Source organism: Rhodococcus sp. IEGM 1409 (assembly GCF_030056735.1).
Taxonomy (GTDB): domain Bacteria; phylum Actinomycetota; class Actinomycetes; order Mycobacteriales; family Mycobacteriaceae; genus Rhodococcus_F.
Map to the genome: position 1 here is coordinate 151,239 of NZ_JASHKN010000004.1, position 15,122 is coordinate 166,360.

Annotated in this window: 16 protein-coding genes; 9 read left to right on the forward strand and 7 right to left on the reverse strand. The window is 62.4% G+C overall.

The features are described 5' to 3' along the window. Nucleotides 1-118: 118 nt before the first annotated feature. Genes QM716_RS13480 through QM716_RS13490 form a run of 3 tightly spaced genes read right to left on the reverse strand, consistent with a single transcriptional unit; the run spans nt 119 to nt 2,963 of the window. Nucleotides 119-715 carry a CHAP domain-containing protein gene (locus QM716_RS13480; RefSeq protein WP_283304599.1) on the reverse strand — a complete coding sequence of 199 codons (597 nt, stop codon included), beginning with the start codon at nt 713-715 and terminating at the stop codon, nt 119-121. A 17-nt stretch (nt 716-732) separates the two neighbouring features. Then, nucleotides 733-2,298 (reverse strand): MDR family MFS transporter, encoded by a 1,566-nt coding sequence (locus QM716_RS13485; protein ID WP_283304600.1) that lies wholly within the window; start codon nt 2,296-2,298, stop codon nt 733-735. 32 nt (nt 2,299-2,330) lie between these two features. Beyond that, nucleotides 2,331-2,963 carry a TetR/AcrR family transcriptional regulator gene (locus tag QM716_RS13490; RefSeq protein WP_283304601.1) on the reverse strand — a complete coding sequence of 211 codons (633 nt, stop codon included), beginning with the start codon at nt 2,961-2,963 and terminating at the stop codon, nt 2,331-2,333. A gap of 103 nt (nt 2,964-3,066) precedes the next feature. Here QM716_RS13490 and QM716_RS13495 point away from each other — a divergent pair, with 103 nt between their 5' ends. The 5 genes from QM716_RS13495 to QM716_RS13515 all read left to right on the forward strand — a co-directional run bounded on the left by QM716_RS13495 (nt 3,067) and on the right by QM716_RS13515 (nt 6,417). Further along, nucleotides 3,067-3,438 (forward strand): zinc ribbon domain-containing protein YjdM, encoded by a 372-nt coding sequence (locus QM716_RS13495; RefSeq protein ID WP_283304602.1) that lies wholly within the window; start codon nt 3,067-3,069, stop codon nt 3,436-3,438. A 237-nt stretch (nt 3,439-3,675) separates the two neighbouring features. Further along, entirely contained in the window at nt 3,676-4,044 is a 369-nt protein-coding gene (locus tag QM716_RS13500; protein WP_283304603.1) for a TroA family protein, read from the forward strand. Then, nucleotides 4,041-4,514: an ABC transporter substrate-binding protein gene (locus tag QM716_RS13505; protein WP_283304604.1), complete on the forward strand. Its 474-nt coding sequence runs from the start codon at nt 4,041-4,043 to the stop codon at nt 4,512-4,514. Before QM716_RS13500 ends, QM716_RS13505 begins: the two co-directional genes overlap by 4 nt. A 51-nt stretch (nt 4,515-4,565) precedes the next feature. Beyond that, nucleotides 4,566-4,985 (forward strand): DUF1622 domain-containing protein, encoded by a 420-nt coding sequence (locus QM716_RS13510; protein ID WP_283304605.1) that lies wholly within the window; start codon nt 4,566-4,568, stop codon nt 4,983-4,985. A gap of 31 nt (nt 4,986-5,016) precedes the next feature. Beyond that, nucleotides 5,017-6,417: a DUF2252 domain-containing protein gene (locus tag QM716_RS13515; protein WP_283304606.1), complete on the forward strand. Its 1,401-nt coding sequence runs from the start codon at nt 5,017-5,019 to the stop codon at nt 6,415-6,417. A gap of 4 nt (nt 6,418-6,421) precedes the next feature. Here the strand turns inward: QM716_RS13515 and QM716_RS13520 are convergent, their stop codons facing one another. The 3 genes from QM716_RS13520 to ypfJ form a co-directional block, all read right to left on the reverse strand. Further along, nucleotides 6,422-7,138: an SRPBCC family protein gene (locus QM716_RS13520; RefSeq protein WP_283304607.1), complete on the reverse strand. Its 717-nt coding sequence runs from the start codon at nt 7,136-7,138 to the stop codon at nt 6,422-6,424. 2 nt (nt 7,139-7,140) lie between these two features. Beyond that, entirely contained in the window at nt 7,141-7,770 is a 630-nt protein-coding gene (locus QM716_RS13525) for an ArsR/SmtB family transcription factor (RefSeq protein WP_283304608.1), read from the reverse strand. 73 nt (nt 7,771-7,843) lie between these two features. After that, the gene (gene ypfJ, locus QM716_RS13530) at nt 7,844-8,767 is read right to left on the reverse strand and encodes a KPN_02809 family neutral zinc metallopeptidase (RefSeq protein ID WP_283304609.1); all 924 of its coding nucleotides are present in this window, start codon (nt 8,765-8,767) and stop codon (nt 7,844-7,846) included. 163 nt (nt 8,768-8,930) lie between these two features. Here ypfJ and aspS point away from each other — a divergent pair, with 163 nt between their 5' ends. The 3 genes from aspS (at nt 8,931) to QM716_RS13545 (ending at nt 13,122) form a co-directional block, all read left to right on the forward strand. Next, nucleotides 8,931-10,754, forward strand: a complete 1,824-nt coding sequence (gene aspS, locus QM716_RS13535) for an aspartate--tRNA ligase (RefSeq protein WP_283304610.1) — start codon at nt 8,931-8,933, stop codon at nt 10,752-10,754. 18 nt (nt 10,755-10,772) lie between these two features. After that, entirely contained in the window at nt 10,773-11,750 is a 978-nt protein-coding gene (locus tag QM716_RS13540) for a DUF389 domain-containing protein (RefSeq protein ID WP_283304611.1), read from the forward strand. Between the two features lie 190 nt (nt 11,751-11,940). Then, the gene (locus QM716_RS13545) at nt 11,941-13,122 is read left to right on the forward strand and encodes a protein kinase family protein (protein ID WP_283304612.1); all 1,182 of its coding nucleotides are present in this window, start codon (nt 11,941-11,943) and stop codon (nt 13,120-13,122) included. 80 nt (nt 13,123-13,202) lie between these two features. Here the strand turns inward: QM716_RS13545 and QM716_RS13550 are convergent, their stop codons facing one another. Then, nucleotides 13,203-13,583, reverse strand: a complete 381-nt coding sequence (locus tag QM716_RS13550) for a nuclear transport factor 2 family protein (protein WP_283304613.1) — start codon at nt 13,581-13,583, stop codon at nt 13,203-13,205. A gap of 123 nt (nt 13,584-13,706) precedes the next feature. Here QM716_RS13550 and QM716_RS13555 point away from each other — a divergent pair, with 123 nt between their 5' ends. Beyond that, nucleotides 13,707-15,119, forward strand: coding sequence for a replication-associated recombination protein A (locus QM716_RS13555; protein ID WP_502942050.1), 1,413 nt, complete (start codon nt 13,707-13,709; stop codon nt 15,117-15,119). Nucleotides 15,120-15,122 lie beyond the last annotated feature (3 nt).

A 15,122-nucleotide genomic window follows, 5' to 3' on the forward strand; every position in this document is an offset into this window, starting at 1 on the left:
ACAGTGAATTATCCGAATATGTTCGGTCCGTCAACACCATCCAACGGTCGAACCAATTCGGAAATCTCACCGCCCACATCGATAAAGTTTCATCACGCAAAGAGGGCAGGGGGGTGGCTCAGATGACGCCGAACCCGACGATTCCCGGAACTTCCGAGGGCACTATGCGATGAAGCATGACTTTGTTGTTCTCGTTTCCGCCGACGGTTGTCAGTGTGCCGGTGTCGTTGATCAGAACGACGTTGACGTGTTGACCGAAGGGGCTCGAGTCGCCGTACAGGATCGTGTCTCCGACCTTCGGTTGGTAGTTCTGGCCGTAGGGGACAAACGCGTCGACCGACTCGTAATACTCCTGCAGCGTGTACACCCCGGGGATGCGCCACGAGCCGGAGTTGGGGTTCGAAAAGGGCGTACCGATTTGGTTCATCGACCAGCTCACGAAATCGGCACACCACGATTCTTCGACACCCTCGGAGTATTTGGTGCCGGGGCTCCCTGATGCCCATTCCTGTTCGAGGACGGTCATCAGCGCACTCTGCTGAGCGGTCAGCGTGCTGTGGTCCACCGTGGGGAACGAGTCGAGGTTCTCGCTGGCAAGGGCGTCGTCGCCGCGGGCGAACCACCAAAGCACGCCGGAAACAACGACAACCACTACTACGCCGAATACGCCCAGAACAACGAGAGTGCGTCTGGGCGTATTCGGTGCGTTCGACATCACGCCACGATAGTCAATTACTCGAGCGGGGGTGCTGAGCGATCGATCGTCGTCGCGAGCGGCTTCTCCTTGACGAAGAGCAACAGGATCACCGCCGCGATGACCAGTGGTACGAGATAGAGGAAGATCGGCGCAAGTGCATCGTTATATGCGCCGACGATGATCTCGCGAACCTGGCTCGGCAACTTCCAAAGAATTCCCGGTGTCAATGAATTCTCATCCCCACCGACTGCGCCTCCGTTTGCCGGCAGTCGTTCGGAGAGCAGATTGGTCAGGCGCGAGGCGAACAGGCTGCCCACGATCGCGCTGCCCAACGACGCACCGATCTGACGGAAGAAGTTGTTCGACGCAGTGGCAGTTCCCACTTCAGCGGCGGGAAAGGTGTTCTGCACGATCAGGATCAGGATCTGCATCACCAGGCCGAGCCCGATGCCCATGAGTGCGATGTAGCAACCGAAGACCAGCAGCGAAGTCGACGGCGTCAGACGCGACAAAAGGACCAGAGCAACTGCGACGATCGACGTTCCGACGATGGGGAAGATCTTGTAGCGGCCGGTCTTGCTGACCAGCTGGCCGGAACCGATGGAGGCGACGAGCAGGCCAGCCATCATCGGAATCATCATCAATCCTGCTTCGGTGGCGTTCTTGCCGGTCACCATCTGGATGTAGGTCGGCAGGTAGGCGAGCGCACCGAACATGGCGATTCCGATGATCAGGCCGGCGACGGTGGTCAACACGAAGTTGCGCTGAGCGAACAGATGCATCGGTATCACCGGTTCATCGGCACGCTTCTCGACGAAGACAAAAGCCACTGCCGTCACGACGCAGCCGATCATCAACCCGATGATGACGCCCGATCCCCAGGCGTAGGTGTTTCCGCCCCAGGTCGTGAACAGGATCAGACAAGTCGCTGCCGTCGCGACCAGAACCATGCCCAGATAGTCGATGCGAGGCTTGCCGAGGTTCGGCTTCCGCAGGTGCAGAAATGCCATCGCGCTCGCGATGGCGAGTAGGCCGAGGGGGATATTGATCCAGAAGGCCCAGCGCCAGCCGATGCCTTCGGTGAACCAGCCGCCGAGTAGGGGTCCGGCAACCGAAGCCAGCGCGAACACACCGCCCATCGCACCCATGTATCGGCCGCGTTGCCGGGCCGGAACGACGTCGGCGATGATCGCCTGGGACAGCAGGATCAATCCGCCGCCGCCGAGCCCTTGTACTGCGCGACCAGCGATAAGTGTGGTCATGTCGTGGGACAGACCGCCGATCACCGAACCGACGATGAAGATGCTGATGGCGCCGATGAAGAGGCCCTTGCGCCCGATCAGATCACCGAGTTTTCCGTACACCGGCATCATGACGGTCGAGGCGAGGATGTACGCCGTCGTCACCCAGACCATGTGGTTGACGCCGTTCAATTCGCCGACGATGGTGGGCAACGCGGTGCTGAAGATCATCTGATCGAGCGATGCCAGCAGCATGGTGATCATCAACCCGACAAAAACGAGGATGATCGACCGTTTGTCCGGCGCGGCGTCGGTGTGCGCGCCGTCGGGGTCGACGGTCGCAGCTTCTCGAGTGGACATGAAGTTCCTTAGGTGAGTGACGGCTGGCGAAATCAGTTCGCGGATCGGAGAATTCGAGCCATCAGGAGTAGTGCCGGATCCAGCAGTTCGGTTCGGGGGCCGGCCCGTTCGCTGCTCTGCCATTTTCGGAAGACGTAGCGCATCGCTGCGCCCGCTGTGATGACCGTCGCGGTGGCTTCGTCTGCGGCGGCGGTGTCGGCTGGAAGTTGTCGATACTCGGGGCGCCCGCGCAGCTCGCGCGTCAGGAGTCTGGTGAGTGTGTCTTCCAGGTCGTGGAACGTGGCCAGGTGCTGTTGCAACAGTGTGGGATGCCGTTCGAACAATTCGCGTCGGTGCGCGAGCAGATCGGGCCGTTCGTCGACGATCTGCATCGCCTCTTCGAAGACCGCGAGTGCGCCTCGGAGTGGATCGTCGTGGTGCTCGTTGATCAGCGTGATCATGGTCGTCTCGCTCGGCACGACAAGCATGAGCCCACCGATTGCGGCGTCCTTGGTGGGGAAGTAATTGAAGAACGTGCGCGTCGACAGATTGCAGGCTTCGCAGATTTTCTCGACGGTCACTTCGTCGTAGCCCAGTTCGAGGACGAGTTCGACCGCCGTGTGCTCGATCAGCTGCCTCGTGGCAATTCGCTTTCGTTCACGCAATCCGAGTGTTTCGGTTCCCATTTCATCCATAATTGCACAGAGTGCAAAGTTTCATCGAGTGCAATATTTTCCTCAAGAGTGGTTCATGAAGTGCAAAAATGGGGACCGGCGCCGGCTGGATAGGATGACCCACGTGGAAGACACCCTGCCCCCATGTCCCGAATGCGCCGGCGAATACACCTACGAAATGGGTGCGTTGATGGTGTGCCCATCCTGCGCATACGAGTGGGCGCCGACGGCCGATAGTGCTGGCGAAGACCCGGGTGTGGTGGGAGACGGTGTGGTCAAAGACGCAGTCGGAAACATTCTTGCGGACGGCGACACCGTGACGGTTGTCAAGACACTCAAGGTGAAAGGCAGCCCCACCGGTATCAAGTCGGGTACCAAAGTGCGCAACATCCGCCTCGTTCAGGGCGTCGGCGACCACGACATCGACTGCAAAGTCGACGGCATCGGACCGATGCAATTGAAGTCGAGTGTCGTCAAGAAGGTGTGACCGGATAGCAATAATGTCGGCTCGAAATCCTGTTCAGTTTCGACTATTCGATCGCCACAATCGAGGAGATTCTCGACTGTCGAACGAATGGACGGAACTGTGCCGACTCGATCTGTCTGAACCCCGCACACGCTGACCCCGCACTTGATACAGACGAGCAGTGGAACCGCATCGTCGATGCGCTGACGCGCAGGGGCTTCCTCGGCGCCGGGCTCGGCGTCTGCAGGTCTCGTCACCGTGCAGGACGAGACGGGCCGCGTCGAGATTCCGTCGGATCCCCAGCGAATGGTCATCGCCCATGTCAGTGCCATGGCGACGGTGCTCGACCTCGGTGTGTCGCCGGAGAAGATCGTCGGCGGCTTCTTCGGTCACGAAGGTGTGGGCAGCGACGCGGTGTTGCGCAAGATGGCGGAGGCGGCGAACATCCCGAATCTCGACACGGCCGGAACATGGAGCAAGGAAGCCATCATCGGCGCGTCGCCCGATCTGATCTTCATGCTTTTGACCGCCGGAATGCCTATGCGGCAAAGTCATACGACGAACTCTCGGCGACCCGTGTTCCAGTGTTCGCCGGCTTCAACGGACATCCCACGTGGGATGAGATGAAGAAGTTGGTCACCAACATGGGTGTCGCGGTCCGACGCGAAGACGCGGCAACCGCATTGAACGCGAGGACGGAAGAGCGACTCCTGGCAATCAAGGATCGACTCTCGGCCCTCGGTTCGCTGCCGTCGGTGACCCTCCTCCGTACCGGGGAGAACGGTGTTGTCTACAACCAGGTCGACGCTCTTCTGGACGCCCTCGGATTCCCCGGCGATCGCGCCACGTCGGAGGAGTTCACTCGTACACTCACCGCGGAGCAACTCGATCGGGTCACCAGCGACGTGATCATCGTCGGCGCTTTCCAGGACCAGCAGCATGTCCGCGCGCAGTTGGCGATGAACCCGCTGTGGGAGCGGCTTCCCGCTGTCCGCTCCGGAAACGTACATTACGTCGACGACAGCCTGTGGGGCTCGGGCTATTCACCTCGCGCGACGCAGTTTCGACTCGACGGCATCGAGCGGATCTTCAGCTGACACCCTCGTGTCCTCTCGACTTATCGGTGAGTTACCTCGAGAATCATGACCATGGACAAAATCAGGTTCTTCGAGCTTGTCACCGAATGGTTCGAAGTACTCGGTGTTGTCGCCATGGTTCTCGGGTTCGTATTCGCATTTGTGATCGCGGGACGCGCGTGGACTCGAACGCGCGACGGCAGTTCAGCGTTTCGCACTCTGCGCGAAACCATGGGCGCGGTCATCCTTCTCGGGCTCGAGATTCTTGTTGCCGCTGATCTGGTCAAGACGGTGACGTCTTCACCGTCGCTGACCGATGCCGCAGTTCTAGGCATGATCGTGCTGATTCGAACCGTGCTCAGCCTGTCGATTCAGATCGAGATCGACGGGGTACTTCCGTGGCGCAAAGCGTTGGTGTCCAGTCCGGAACTCCTGATACGCGCGGCGCGCGGATCAGGAGGCCGAGCGATGCCCGACGCGTCGAGTTCGTAGCGATAGCCGTTGCGAGTGAAAGGTCGGGCAGATGACAGCAGTGCGCACCGAACATCTCTCTGTCGACGAGCGGCGGGCCCGCGGCCGCCAGGCGCGTAGAGACACCCCGCTGGCTGCGCTCGCGGATCTCGCCGACAGCGACCGCGACCCGATTTCGCTGCTGGAAGTGCAGGCGCAATCCCGGGTCCAGGACCTGGTCCCCATTCGCTACGGGCGGATGTCGGCATCGCGATTCTCGTTCTTTCGCGGTGCTGCGCTGGTGATGGCCGACGATTTGTCACGCAGCCCGGATTCGGGCCTTGGCAGCCACCTCTGCGGTGACGCACACCTGAGCAATTTCGGGATCTACGCAACGCCGGAGCGGAAGTTGGCGTTCGACATCAACGATTTCGACGAAACCTACCCGGGCCCGTTCGAATGGGACGTCAAGCGACTGGCCGCAAGTTTGGTGATCGCCGCGAAGGACAACGGGTTTTCGGGCAAGGAGCGAAAGAAGATCGTTCGCGGATGCGCGGCCGAGTATCGGGAAACCATGATCACCCAGGCAGGGTTGGGAAATCTTGCAGTCTGGTACTCGCACATCGCACCCGAGGACGGACTCGAGGCTCTCCAAATCGACCTGAAGAAGCGCATGGTCGCGCGCACACAAGCGACGCTGGACAAGGCTCGCCGCCGCGACAGTGTGCAGGCGGCAGGCAAGTTCACCGAAATCGTCGACGGCCGGCGACGATTCATCAGTGATCCGCCCTTGATCGTGCCCGCAAACGAGTTGTTCGCCGGGACCGATCTCACGCAGATCGAGGACCTGTTGCGCCAACGTGTCCGGTCGTATCGCGACACACTGCAATGGGATCGACGCGTTCTCCTCGACGCCTTCGAGATGACGCACATCGCCAGGAAAGTCGTGGGCGTCGGAAGCGTCGGAACACGCGCGTGGATGATCCTCATGAAAGGCGTCGACGATGACGATCCGTTGATTCTGCAGGTCAAGGAGGCGCAGCCCTCGGTGCTGTCCGGCTACGTCGACGGCCCGACCTTCAAGAACGAAGGGGAACGCGTCGTCAACGGGCAACGACTGATGCAAGCGACGAGCGACATTTTTCTCGGCTGGGAACGAGGGCCGGGACTCGACCAGGGCGAGCACGATTTCTACATTCGTCAACTGCGCGACGGCAAAGGGTCGGCAGTCATCGAGGAGATGGTGCCGGAGGGTTTGGAACTCTACGGGCGCTTGTGCGCCAGGGTCCTTGCCTACGCGCACGCTCGCTCGTCCGATCGGATAGCGATCGCCGAATATCTCGGTGATGGAACCGAATTCGATTTCGCGATCGGGGAGTTCGCGGCTGCCTACGCCAAACGCAACGCTCGCGATCACGCCGCTCTGCTGACCGCGATCGACGGCGGTCGCGTGTCAGCAGAACGGGGAGTGTGACGGCTCAGGCGAACACGCCGGCGAGCCAGGCCCGCCACGCTGCCGTCGCTGCGTCAGCGTCCGCATCCGCGGCGAAGAGGTGATGGGCCGCATCGACGTTGCCGCCGAAGGCATTTCGGCCGTAGAACCGCAGCAATGCGTTATCGGTGCGCAAGCCGATGAACCAGTCGTCGACGTAATCGACGATTGCTTCGATGGTTCCGATTCCGGGGACATTCACCGTCAGCGTGTCGTCGACGGTGGTGTCTCGGGCGATTCCGAGTGCGCCGCGAAGTGTATCCATGGCGTCCGGTGCGCTGGAGGCCTCCGGGCCCTCGGCCGCGACGTACGTGGTGGGCCTGCCGGCGAAGTACTGCACGTACTGGCCGAGGCTGTGAAGGTAGAAGTCGGTGTGCTTGCTCGCGCCGTCGTATTGGTTGTCCCAGTCCTCGGCAAACACTCCGGCGTGGACGTAGCGGACAACGGCGGTGCTCTCGTCGCGTGCTTCGACGACGTATTCGAGGTTGTTGAACCAGCCGTCTGGGCCTTGCATGTGGATGGCAAGTTCGCTGGGCGGCTCCCAGGTCGCGATGATCGGGCTGTCCGGGCGGCTGCCGTCGGCGGGAATCTCGAGAGGGGAGGGGAACATCCAGCCGGCCGTTTCGGCCGCGATGGCAGCCCAGATCTGCTCGGGAGTTCCGGGGACTACCACCTCGCGGCGGATTTCGAAATTCTCGGACATTGCTACTTCTCCGTTTCGGGCGCGTCGATGACTTGGGGTGTGATGACGGGGGGTGTGGTGAGGCTGGGATGTAGGGCGACAACGAGGCGGTGTTTGCGGCCGCCTTCAGAACTGCCGTCGTGGTACTTGGCGACGAGTGAGTTGATCGATTCGCCGAGTTCGCCGGCGAATGCGGCGCGGTCGGAAGATGTCGCAAAGGTGATGTCACTGTCGATGGCAAAGGAGGCCAACGGTTTTCCGGCTGCAGTTGCCCCGGCGATCAGCTCACCGACCTCTCGGACGATCCGCGCCGCGAGAGTGACGAGCCAGCGCGCCGAGAGCTGATCCGGGAATCGGCTGGGGTCCGGGGCGAGCGCAGACATGGCGGCGGGGGAGATGACGTACGATGCGGCGCTGGCCTGCATGATGCGCTCGGTCATGCTGCCCCGCTTGCGTTCCTCGACGAGCGCGACAAGTCCGTGTTCTTCGAGGGTGCGCAGGTGGTAGTTCACCTTCTGGCGTGTCAGTCCCACCCGAGGGGCCAGCGACGATGCCGATCCCGGCACCACCAATTCGGCCAGAATTCGTTGCCGTATCGGGTCGAGCGATGCCTCCGCGGCAGCGGGTCGATCGATGACTGCTACTTCCAACATGAGAAAACCATCCCACCGACAATAGATTCTGTCAAGACAGAAAAAATTGTCGGCGGGATGGTTTTCGGGTTCTCTACCGCTTCAGGTCGGGTGGGTTGTTCAGATCCCTAGCCGAGTAGGTGTCACACGAGGAGACCTGGCCTGTTTGATAACCAGTCACGAACCACGCCTGCCGCTGCGAGGAAGAGCCGTGTGTCCAGCCCTCGGGGTTGACCCGACCGGTCGTGGACTGCTGGATACGATCGTCACCCACCGACGAAGCAGCCGACAGAGCGTCGCGAATGTCGTTCTTCGATAGGGGCTTCAAGAAAGGTTGACCGGACTCGGCGTTGGGAGTTGTAGCTGCGAAGTGTGCCCACACACCGGCGTAGCAATCCGCCTGGAGTTCCGTGCGAACCGCGCCGGACTCCTCACCCTGCGGGTCGGCTTGCGCGCGGCCGATGTCGCCGAGCTGATTCTGAATGTGATGCCCGAACTCGTGCGCGACCACGTACTCCTGCGCGAGCGGTCCGGCGCTGGACCCGAAACGGTCGACGAGCAGTTGGAAGAAACTCGTGTCGAAGTACGCCGTCTGGTCGGCCGGGCAGTAGAACGGACCGACATCACTCGACGCCTGACCGCAACCGGTGCTGACCGAACCGCTGAACAGCTTGACCGCCGGGCGAACGTATGCGGTGCCGGTCTGCTCGACCAACTGCTGGTCCCAGACATCGTCGAGGCTTTCGGCAGTCAAAGCCACTCGGCAGTTGATGTCCGTATTCGCCATCGTGCCGGTGCAGTCGTCTACCGAGGTGAGGCCGGTCGACGAACTCGAGGTCTCGGTAGACGTGCCCAGGAGTGAGCCTGGATCGCCTCCGAACAGCAGCGCCAGGATGAGGACGATGATGCCACCCGCGCCACCGCCGATCGCGATTTTGCCGCCGCGGCCACCGCCACCCCCGCCGCCTTGAACCTGAACGCGTCCCGCTTCAGCGCGGGCCCCCTCGTTGAAGGTCATCTATGTCCGCTTTCTGCTGTCGTGAACAAGTGCTTGCCGTCACTTCTGGAGATAGCTTCGCATGCGATGCGGGTCCGCGTTTCCGCTCTGCGCAGTTCGCTCCGTAGGATCGCAGGCAAAGTAGTCGGTCGTCGGTTATTGGAAGTAGTTCGAAAGGAATCCCGTGCTGCGCACACATCTCGCCGGTTCATTGCGACCCGAGCAGGCAGAGCAGACCGTAACGCTCACCGGTTGGGTAGCCAGGCGTCGTGATCACGGCGGAGTGATCTTCATCGATCTCCGTGATGCATCCGGAGTTGCGCAGGTAGTTTTCCGGGCAGGTGACGTGGCCGAGCAGGCGCACCGTCTGCGCGCGGAATACTGCGTCCGCGTGACCGGAACGGTCGAGGTTCGCCCCGAGGGCAACCAGAACTTCGAGATCCCCACGGGAGCAATCGAGGTCAACGCCACAGAACTCGAGGTTCTCAACGAAAGCGCACCGCTGCCGTTCCAGCTCGACGATCAGGTCGGCGAAGAAGCACGCCTGAAGTATCGTTACCTCGATTTGCGCCGTGAAGGTCCTGGCGCCGCAATTCGCTTGCGCTCCAAGGTAAGTGCTGCAGCGCGCGGCGTTCTCTCGCACCACGAGTTCGTCGAGGTCGAAACTCCGACGCTGACGCGTTCGACGCCAGAGGGTGCCCGCGACTTCCTCGTGCCGTCACGCCTTCAGCCCGGCAGCTTCTACGCACTGCCGCAGAGCCCGCAGCTGTTCAAGCAGCTCCTCATGGTCGGCGGCATCGAGCGGTACTACCAGATCGCGCGTTGCTACCGCGACGAGGATTTCCGCGCCGATCGTCAGCCGGAGTTCACCCAGCTCGACATCGAGATGGCATTCGTCAACCAGGACGACATCATCCTGCTCGCCGAGGAAATCCTGACGGCGCTCTGGAAACTCGTCGGCCACGAGATCAAGACGCCGATCGACCGCATGACCTACAACGAGGCAATGCGTCGCTACGGCAGCGACAAGCCCGACCTCCGTTTCGGTATCGAACTCGTCGAGTGCGCCGAGTTCTTCAAGGACACGACGTTCCGCGTGTTCCAGGCCGAGTACGTCGGCGCCGTCGTGATGCCCGGTGGTGCAAGCCAGCCGCGCAAGCAGCTCGATGCCTGGCAGGAGTGGGCGAAGCAGCGCGGCTCCAAGGGCCTGGCGTACGTGTTGGTCGGCGAAGACGGCACCCTCGGTGGACCCGTCGCCAAGAACCTGACCGACGCCGAACGTGAGGGGCTTGCCGCCCATGTCGGAGCTCAGCCGGGTGACTGCATCTTCTTCGGAGCCGGTGCGACCAAGTCGACGCGCGCTCTCCTCGGTGCAGCACGTGGTGAGATCGCACGCAAAAAGGATCTCATCGATCCCGACGCGTGGGCTTTCGTGTGGATCGTCGACGCTCCGATGTTCGAGCCGACTGCAGACGCCACTGCTTCCGGTGACGTTGCGTTAGGCCACTCCGCGTGGACGGCCGTGCACCACGCGTTCACCTCGCCGAAGCCGGAGTTCTTCGAGACGTTCGACACCGATCCGGACTCCGCTCTCGCCTACGCATACGACATCGTCTGCAACGGCAACGAGATCGGCGGCGGCAGTATTCGTATCCACCGCAAGGACATTCAGGAACGAGTGTTCAAGGTGATGGGTATCTCCGAGGAAGAGGCGCAGGAGCAGTTCGGCTTCCTCCTCGACGCCTTCGCCTTCGGCGCGCCTCCGCACGGCGGAATTGCTTTCGGCTGGGACCGCATCACCGCGCTCCTCGCCGGCATGGATTCCATCCGTGAGGTCATCGCGTTCCCGAAGTCCGGCGGCGGCGTCGACCCGCTGACGGATGCGCCGGCACCGATCTCCGCACAGCAGCGCAAGGAATCGGGTATCGACGCGAAGCCCGAGAAGAAGTCCGACGAGAAGAAGTCAGAGGACAAGAAGCCCGAAGGCGACACAGGCGAAGCCAAGTAGAGCCGACACCGGTTCGCCATGCTGCATTTGCGGGTGATCTGCCCGACCGAGCGCACCGAGCAAGTTCTCGGTGCGCTCGCGTCGCAGCGGGGCGCGACACACATCGTCGTATTACGTGATGTCGCGGTTCATCCTGCCGGCGACATGGTGGAGGCAGACGTCGCTCGTGAAGCGGCCAACGACATCGTCGATGCTCTGACCGCCCTCGGCGTCGCCGAGGACGGCGGAATGACGCTCGTACCAGTCGAGACGGTGTTGTCGGCGGCGGCGCGCAAAGCCGAGCATGACGTGCCGGGTGATCCCGCGGATTCCGTTGTGTGGGAGGAATTGCTGTCCCGTACTCGGGAAGAGTCAACTCTCAACGGATTGTTCGTAGCGTTTCTGACGATCGCGTGCCTCCTGGCGGCGATCGGTGTTGTGACCGACTCACAGATCACGATCGTGGGCGCCATGGTTGTCGGCCCCGAGTTCGGGCCGCTGGCAGCATTGGCGGTGGCACTGGTGCGGCGGGATCGACGGTTGCGCCGACGCTCGATTCTCGCCCTTGCCGTCGGATTCCCCATCGCGATGGGCGTGACGCTTGCCGCCACGTTCGTGGTGAAGTTCTTCGGCTGGATGGACGTCGTCAGTCTCGAATCACTCCACGAGGTCGATTTCGTCTACAAGGTCGGGCCCATTTCGTTTGTCGTCGCGCTCCTTGCCGGCGCCGCCGGAATGCTGGCGCTCGTCTCGTCGAAGTCCGCCGCCTTGGTCGGGGTGTTCATCTCGGTCACGACAGTTCCTGCCGCTGGTTTCGCGGTGGTTGCGGCAGCGAACGGGGAGTGGCGGATCGCCGGGTTGTCGTCTCTGCAACTGGCGGTCAACCTGCTCGGGATAGTCATCGCCTGTGTGCTCGTTCTCTGGGTCAGAACGCGGGCTGACGAGGAATTCGAAGCAGCGTTGAAGGGCATTTCTCGATTTGTCGACGAGGACGACGACGCAGACAAATCTGCGTGACGGCGTATCGGTGGAGTTCTGCTCACGAGTAGAAAAATTCTCGCGAGGACTGTGTGACGGTGTGGCGATTAGGGTTTTTGTCATCACCGCACGTGAGAGCCTGTTTCAGTCGCTGTCAGCGCTCGGATTTTCGAGCCTGCGCGGATGAGCTGGGCATGATCGGAGTCACTAACGGGTAAGTTGGTCGGTGATGACCGCATTACTGGCAGACCCCGTTTCCGAAGTCGTCGCAGCTGCTGAGCAGTTGCTGACACGCCGCACAGGGGCACCCGTAACCCTGGTGGATCCAGTCGATCTCGGGGGGAGTGGCCGCACCGTCGTGCTGCGCGTCCGTGTCGCCGAGAATCCGTTCTCGTTGCCTCGCACACTGGTGATCAAGCAGGTCCGTGACAACTTCCAGGGAGCTACCAAGACGGCGATCGCGCTCCCCGCTGCGTCCGAGGGTGACTTCGACGTCGAAACCGCCTTCCTCCGTGAAGCGGTGTCGTATCAGTTCGCCAACGCGCTTGCCAAGGACGCACGCCCCGGCGCCGAACTGTTGGCGTCCGACCTCGACGCTCGTCTCTTGATCCTGAGTGATCTCGGCGACGCCACCGCCATCAGTGTCCGTCTCGAAGACTCCGACCCGGACACCGTCACGTACACGTTGATGGCCATGGCGCAGGCCATGGGCCGCATGCACGCCGCGACAGTAGGCCGTGAGGACGATTTCACCGCACTTCTGCGTCGGGCCGAGGTCGCCCATTGCTCCGACGAAGTAGCGGATCAAGTGGGACGCGCAGTGGCCGGCGTTCCCACGATGCTGGTGGAAAGTCTCGGCATCGATGTGAGTTCAGACGTTCTCGAGCAGGTGCAGCACGCACAAACGCTGTTCAGTGGTGGCCGGTTCCGTGCATTCAGTCCGTCGGACTTGTGCCCGGACAACATCATCGTCAACGACGACGGCGTGCAGTTCCTCGACTACGAGTGGGGCGGCTATCGCGACGCTCTCCTCGACATCACCTACGCGCTGGTGTCGTTCCCCGGTTGCCTGTGCAACATCGACCTGACCGAAGAGCGGGCGTCGGCGATGGTCGATGCCTGGCGGGCCGAGGTCGTCGGGATGTGGCCCGCCCTGGCCGACGAGGCCGAGTTGGGACGCAGGATCGTCGAAGCCCAACTCATCTGGGTCTGGCTCAGCACCTATCTGTACCTACCCGAAGATCATTCACGTATCGCTGCCGTCCGAGAGCACTATCTCTCGATCCCGCGCGCCGACGCCCTGGTCGGCCGTTGGGCCAGGCTCGCACGTTCGGCGCAGCTCGCCGGCAACGACGCCGTCGAAGCGCACGCCCGCGAGGTCGTGGCAGCGCTGCGCACAGAGTTCAGTTGAGCATCTGGCTGATCACATGAGAAAAGGGCGCCCGTGCACGGGCGCCCTTTTTCAGTCGAGTCCGTTCAGTTGTCGGAGGCTCAGTTCTCGGATACGAGGTCGTTCTCGGACAAGTCCGTCGCTGCGAGCGCCGTCTCGAGATCAGGATGCCGGAACGTCGACGTGACCTGATCCGCCACGACGCGGAACGCCGAGGCCACAGTTGCAGACTTGTCCGGTTCGGCCGCCCACGTTGCGGTCTGTTCGACGACGACTACGCCGTGGTGGACGTACATCTTGCCGGGCACGAGGGTGATGCCGGCGTTGGTGGCCCACTCGCGCAGGGCAGCGAGTCCCTGGCTCGCGCCCTTGGGGCCGCCGACCTCGATGTCGTCACTCGACAACTGCAGCAGTGTGTCGACGTCTTGGGAGTTGAGTGCGTCGTGCCACGCGAGGACGGTGGCGATCTCGGAGGTGCTCATGGCGACAACGCTATCCAATGCTGATTCTCAGCGGGGTGAGGGCTGGCGGAACAGCGGATTGTGTCAGGCGTCGGTGGTCTCTAGTAGCGTCGATTCGTGAGCGATTGGCAAGCGGAAGACATTGTGGTGGTGAAAGACAGCGTGGTGGCGGAAGACGGCCTCTTCGAGGCAACACCGGAAGAGCCCGAGATCGTCGACCAACCAGATGTCGTGTCGGTAGCCGAGCGCGCTTTGTCCTCGGTGCCGCCCGGCGCCCCTCTAGCTGTCCGCATGCGCCCGCTCACCCTTGGTGAGGTTGTCGGGCAACAGCACTTACTCGGACCCGGCGCGCCGCTGCGCAGAATGGTCGAGGGATCCGGCGCCGCATCGGTACTTCTGTACGGACCTCCCGGCACCGGCAAGACCACGCTCGCATCGTTGATTTCGGGTGCGACCGGCCGCCGGTTCGAGGCCTTGTCTGCTCTGTCCGCGGGTGTCAAGGAAGTCCGCGGTGTCATCGAACTCGCGCGCCGGCGCCTGCTGAACGGCGAGCAGACCGTTTTGTTCATCGACGAGGTTCATCGTTTCTCCAAAACCCAGCAGGACGCCTTGCTTGCCGCGGTCGAGAACCGGATCGTTCTGTTGGTCGGCGCGACCACCGAGAACCCGTCGTTCTCCGTTGTCTCCGCGCTGTTGTCGCGCTCTTTGGTCCTGCAACTGCAATCGCTCACCGCTGCCGATGTCCAGGAACTGCTCGAGCGTGCGGTAGCCGACGAGCGAGGGTTCGGGGGAGCGATCACGATCGACGACGACGCGATGGAACACCTCGTCCGTCTGGCTTCCGGCGATGCACGCCGAGCCCTGACGGCACTCGAGGCCGCTGCCGGGGCCGCACTGGACACGGCAGGTGACGCGCCGGGCCCGGTGGTGCTCGACCTCGCGACCGTCGAGGCCAGCGTCGACAAGGCTGCGGTTCGGTACGACCGTGCCGGAGATCAGCACTACGACGTCATCAGCGCCTTCATCAAGAGCATTCGCGGCTCCGACGTCGACGCTGCCCTGCACTACCTCGCACGGATGCTGACCGCGGGCGAAGACCCTCGATTCATCGCACGGCGTCTGGTCGTTCACGCCAGCGAAGATATCGGCATGGCCGATCCGACGGCTCTGCAGACTGCTACCGCCGCCGCGCAGGCAGTGCAGCTGATCGGCATGCCCGAGGCGCGTCTTGCTCTGGCACAAGCCACCATTCATCTGGCGACAGCCCCCAAATCGGGTGCGGTCATCGCCGCTCTCGGCGCTGCCATGGCCGACGTGGCCGCCGGAAAATCCGGACTCGTGCCGCCGCATCTGCGTGACGGGCACTACAAGGGCGCCGAGCAGTTGGGCAACGCCGTCGGTTACAAGTACCCGCACGACACACGTGATGGTGTTCTGCGGCAACAGTATCCGCCGGACGATCTGGTGGGTGTCGACTACTACCAGCCCACCGCGCACGGCAACGAGCGAGAGATCGCCGATCGGGTGAGCAAACTCCGCCGAATAGTTCGTGGCTGACGC

Bases quoted from the DNA above. Each gene is read 5' to 3' on its own strand.
- QM716_RS13480 (WP_283304599.1), bottom strand. From the start codon at position 715: ATGTCGAACGCACCGAATACGCCCAGACGCACTCTCGTTGTTCTGGGC.
- QM716_RS13485 (WP_283304600.1), bottom strand. From the start codon at position 2,298: ATGTCCACTCGAGAAGCTGCGACCGTCGACCCCGACGGCGCGCACACC.
- QM716_RS13490 (WP_283304601.1), bottom strand. From the start codon at position 2,963: ATGGGAACCGAAACACTCGGATTGCGTGAACGAAAGCGAATTGCCACG.
- QM716_RS13495 (WP_283304602.1), top strand. From the start codon at position 3,067: ATGACCCACGTGGAAGACACCCTGCCCCCATGTCCCGAATGCGCCGGC.
- QM716_RS13505 (WP_283304604.1), top strand. From the start codon at position 4,041: ATGAAGAAGTTGGTCACCAACATGGGTGTCGCGGTCCGACGCGAAGAC.
- QM716_RS13510 (WP_283304605.1), top strand. From the start codon at position 4,566: ATGGACAAAATCAGGTTCTTCGAGCTTGTCACCGAATGGTTCGAAGTA.
- QM716_RS13515 (WP_283304606.1), top strand. From the start codon at position 5,017: ATGACAGCAGTGCGCACCGAACATCTCTCTGTCGACGAGCGGCGGGCC.
- QM716_RS13520 (WP_283304607.1), bottom strand. From the start codon at position 7,138: ATGTCCGAGAATTTCGAAATCCGCCGCGAGGTGGTAGTCCCCGGAACT.
- QM716_RS13525 (WP_283304608.1), bottom strand. From the start codon at position 7,770: ATGTTGGAAGTAGCAGTCATCGATCGACCCGCTGCCGCGGAGGCATCG.
- ypfJ (WP_283304609.1), bottom strand. From the start codon at position 8,767: ATGACCTTCAACGAGGGGGCCCGCGCTGAAGCGGGACGCGTTCAGGTT.
- QM716_RS13540 (WP_283304611.1), top strand. From the start codon at position 10,773: ATGCTGCATTTGCGGGTGATCTGCCCGACCGAGCGCACCGAGCAAGTT.
- QM716_RS13545 (WP_283304612.1), top strand. From the start codon at position 11,941: ATGACCGCATTACTGGCAGACCCCGTTTCCGAAGTCGTCGCAGCTGCT.
- QM716_RS13550 (WP_283304613.1), bottom strand. From the start codon at position 13,583: ATGAGCACCTCCGAGATCGCCACCGTCCTCGCGTGGCACGACGCACTC.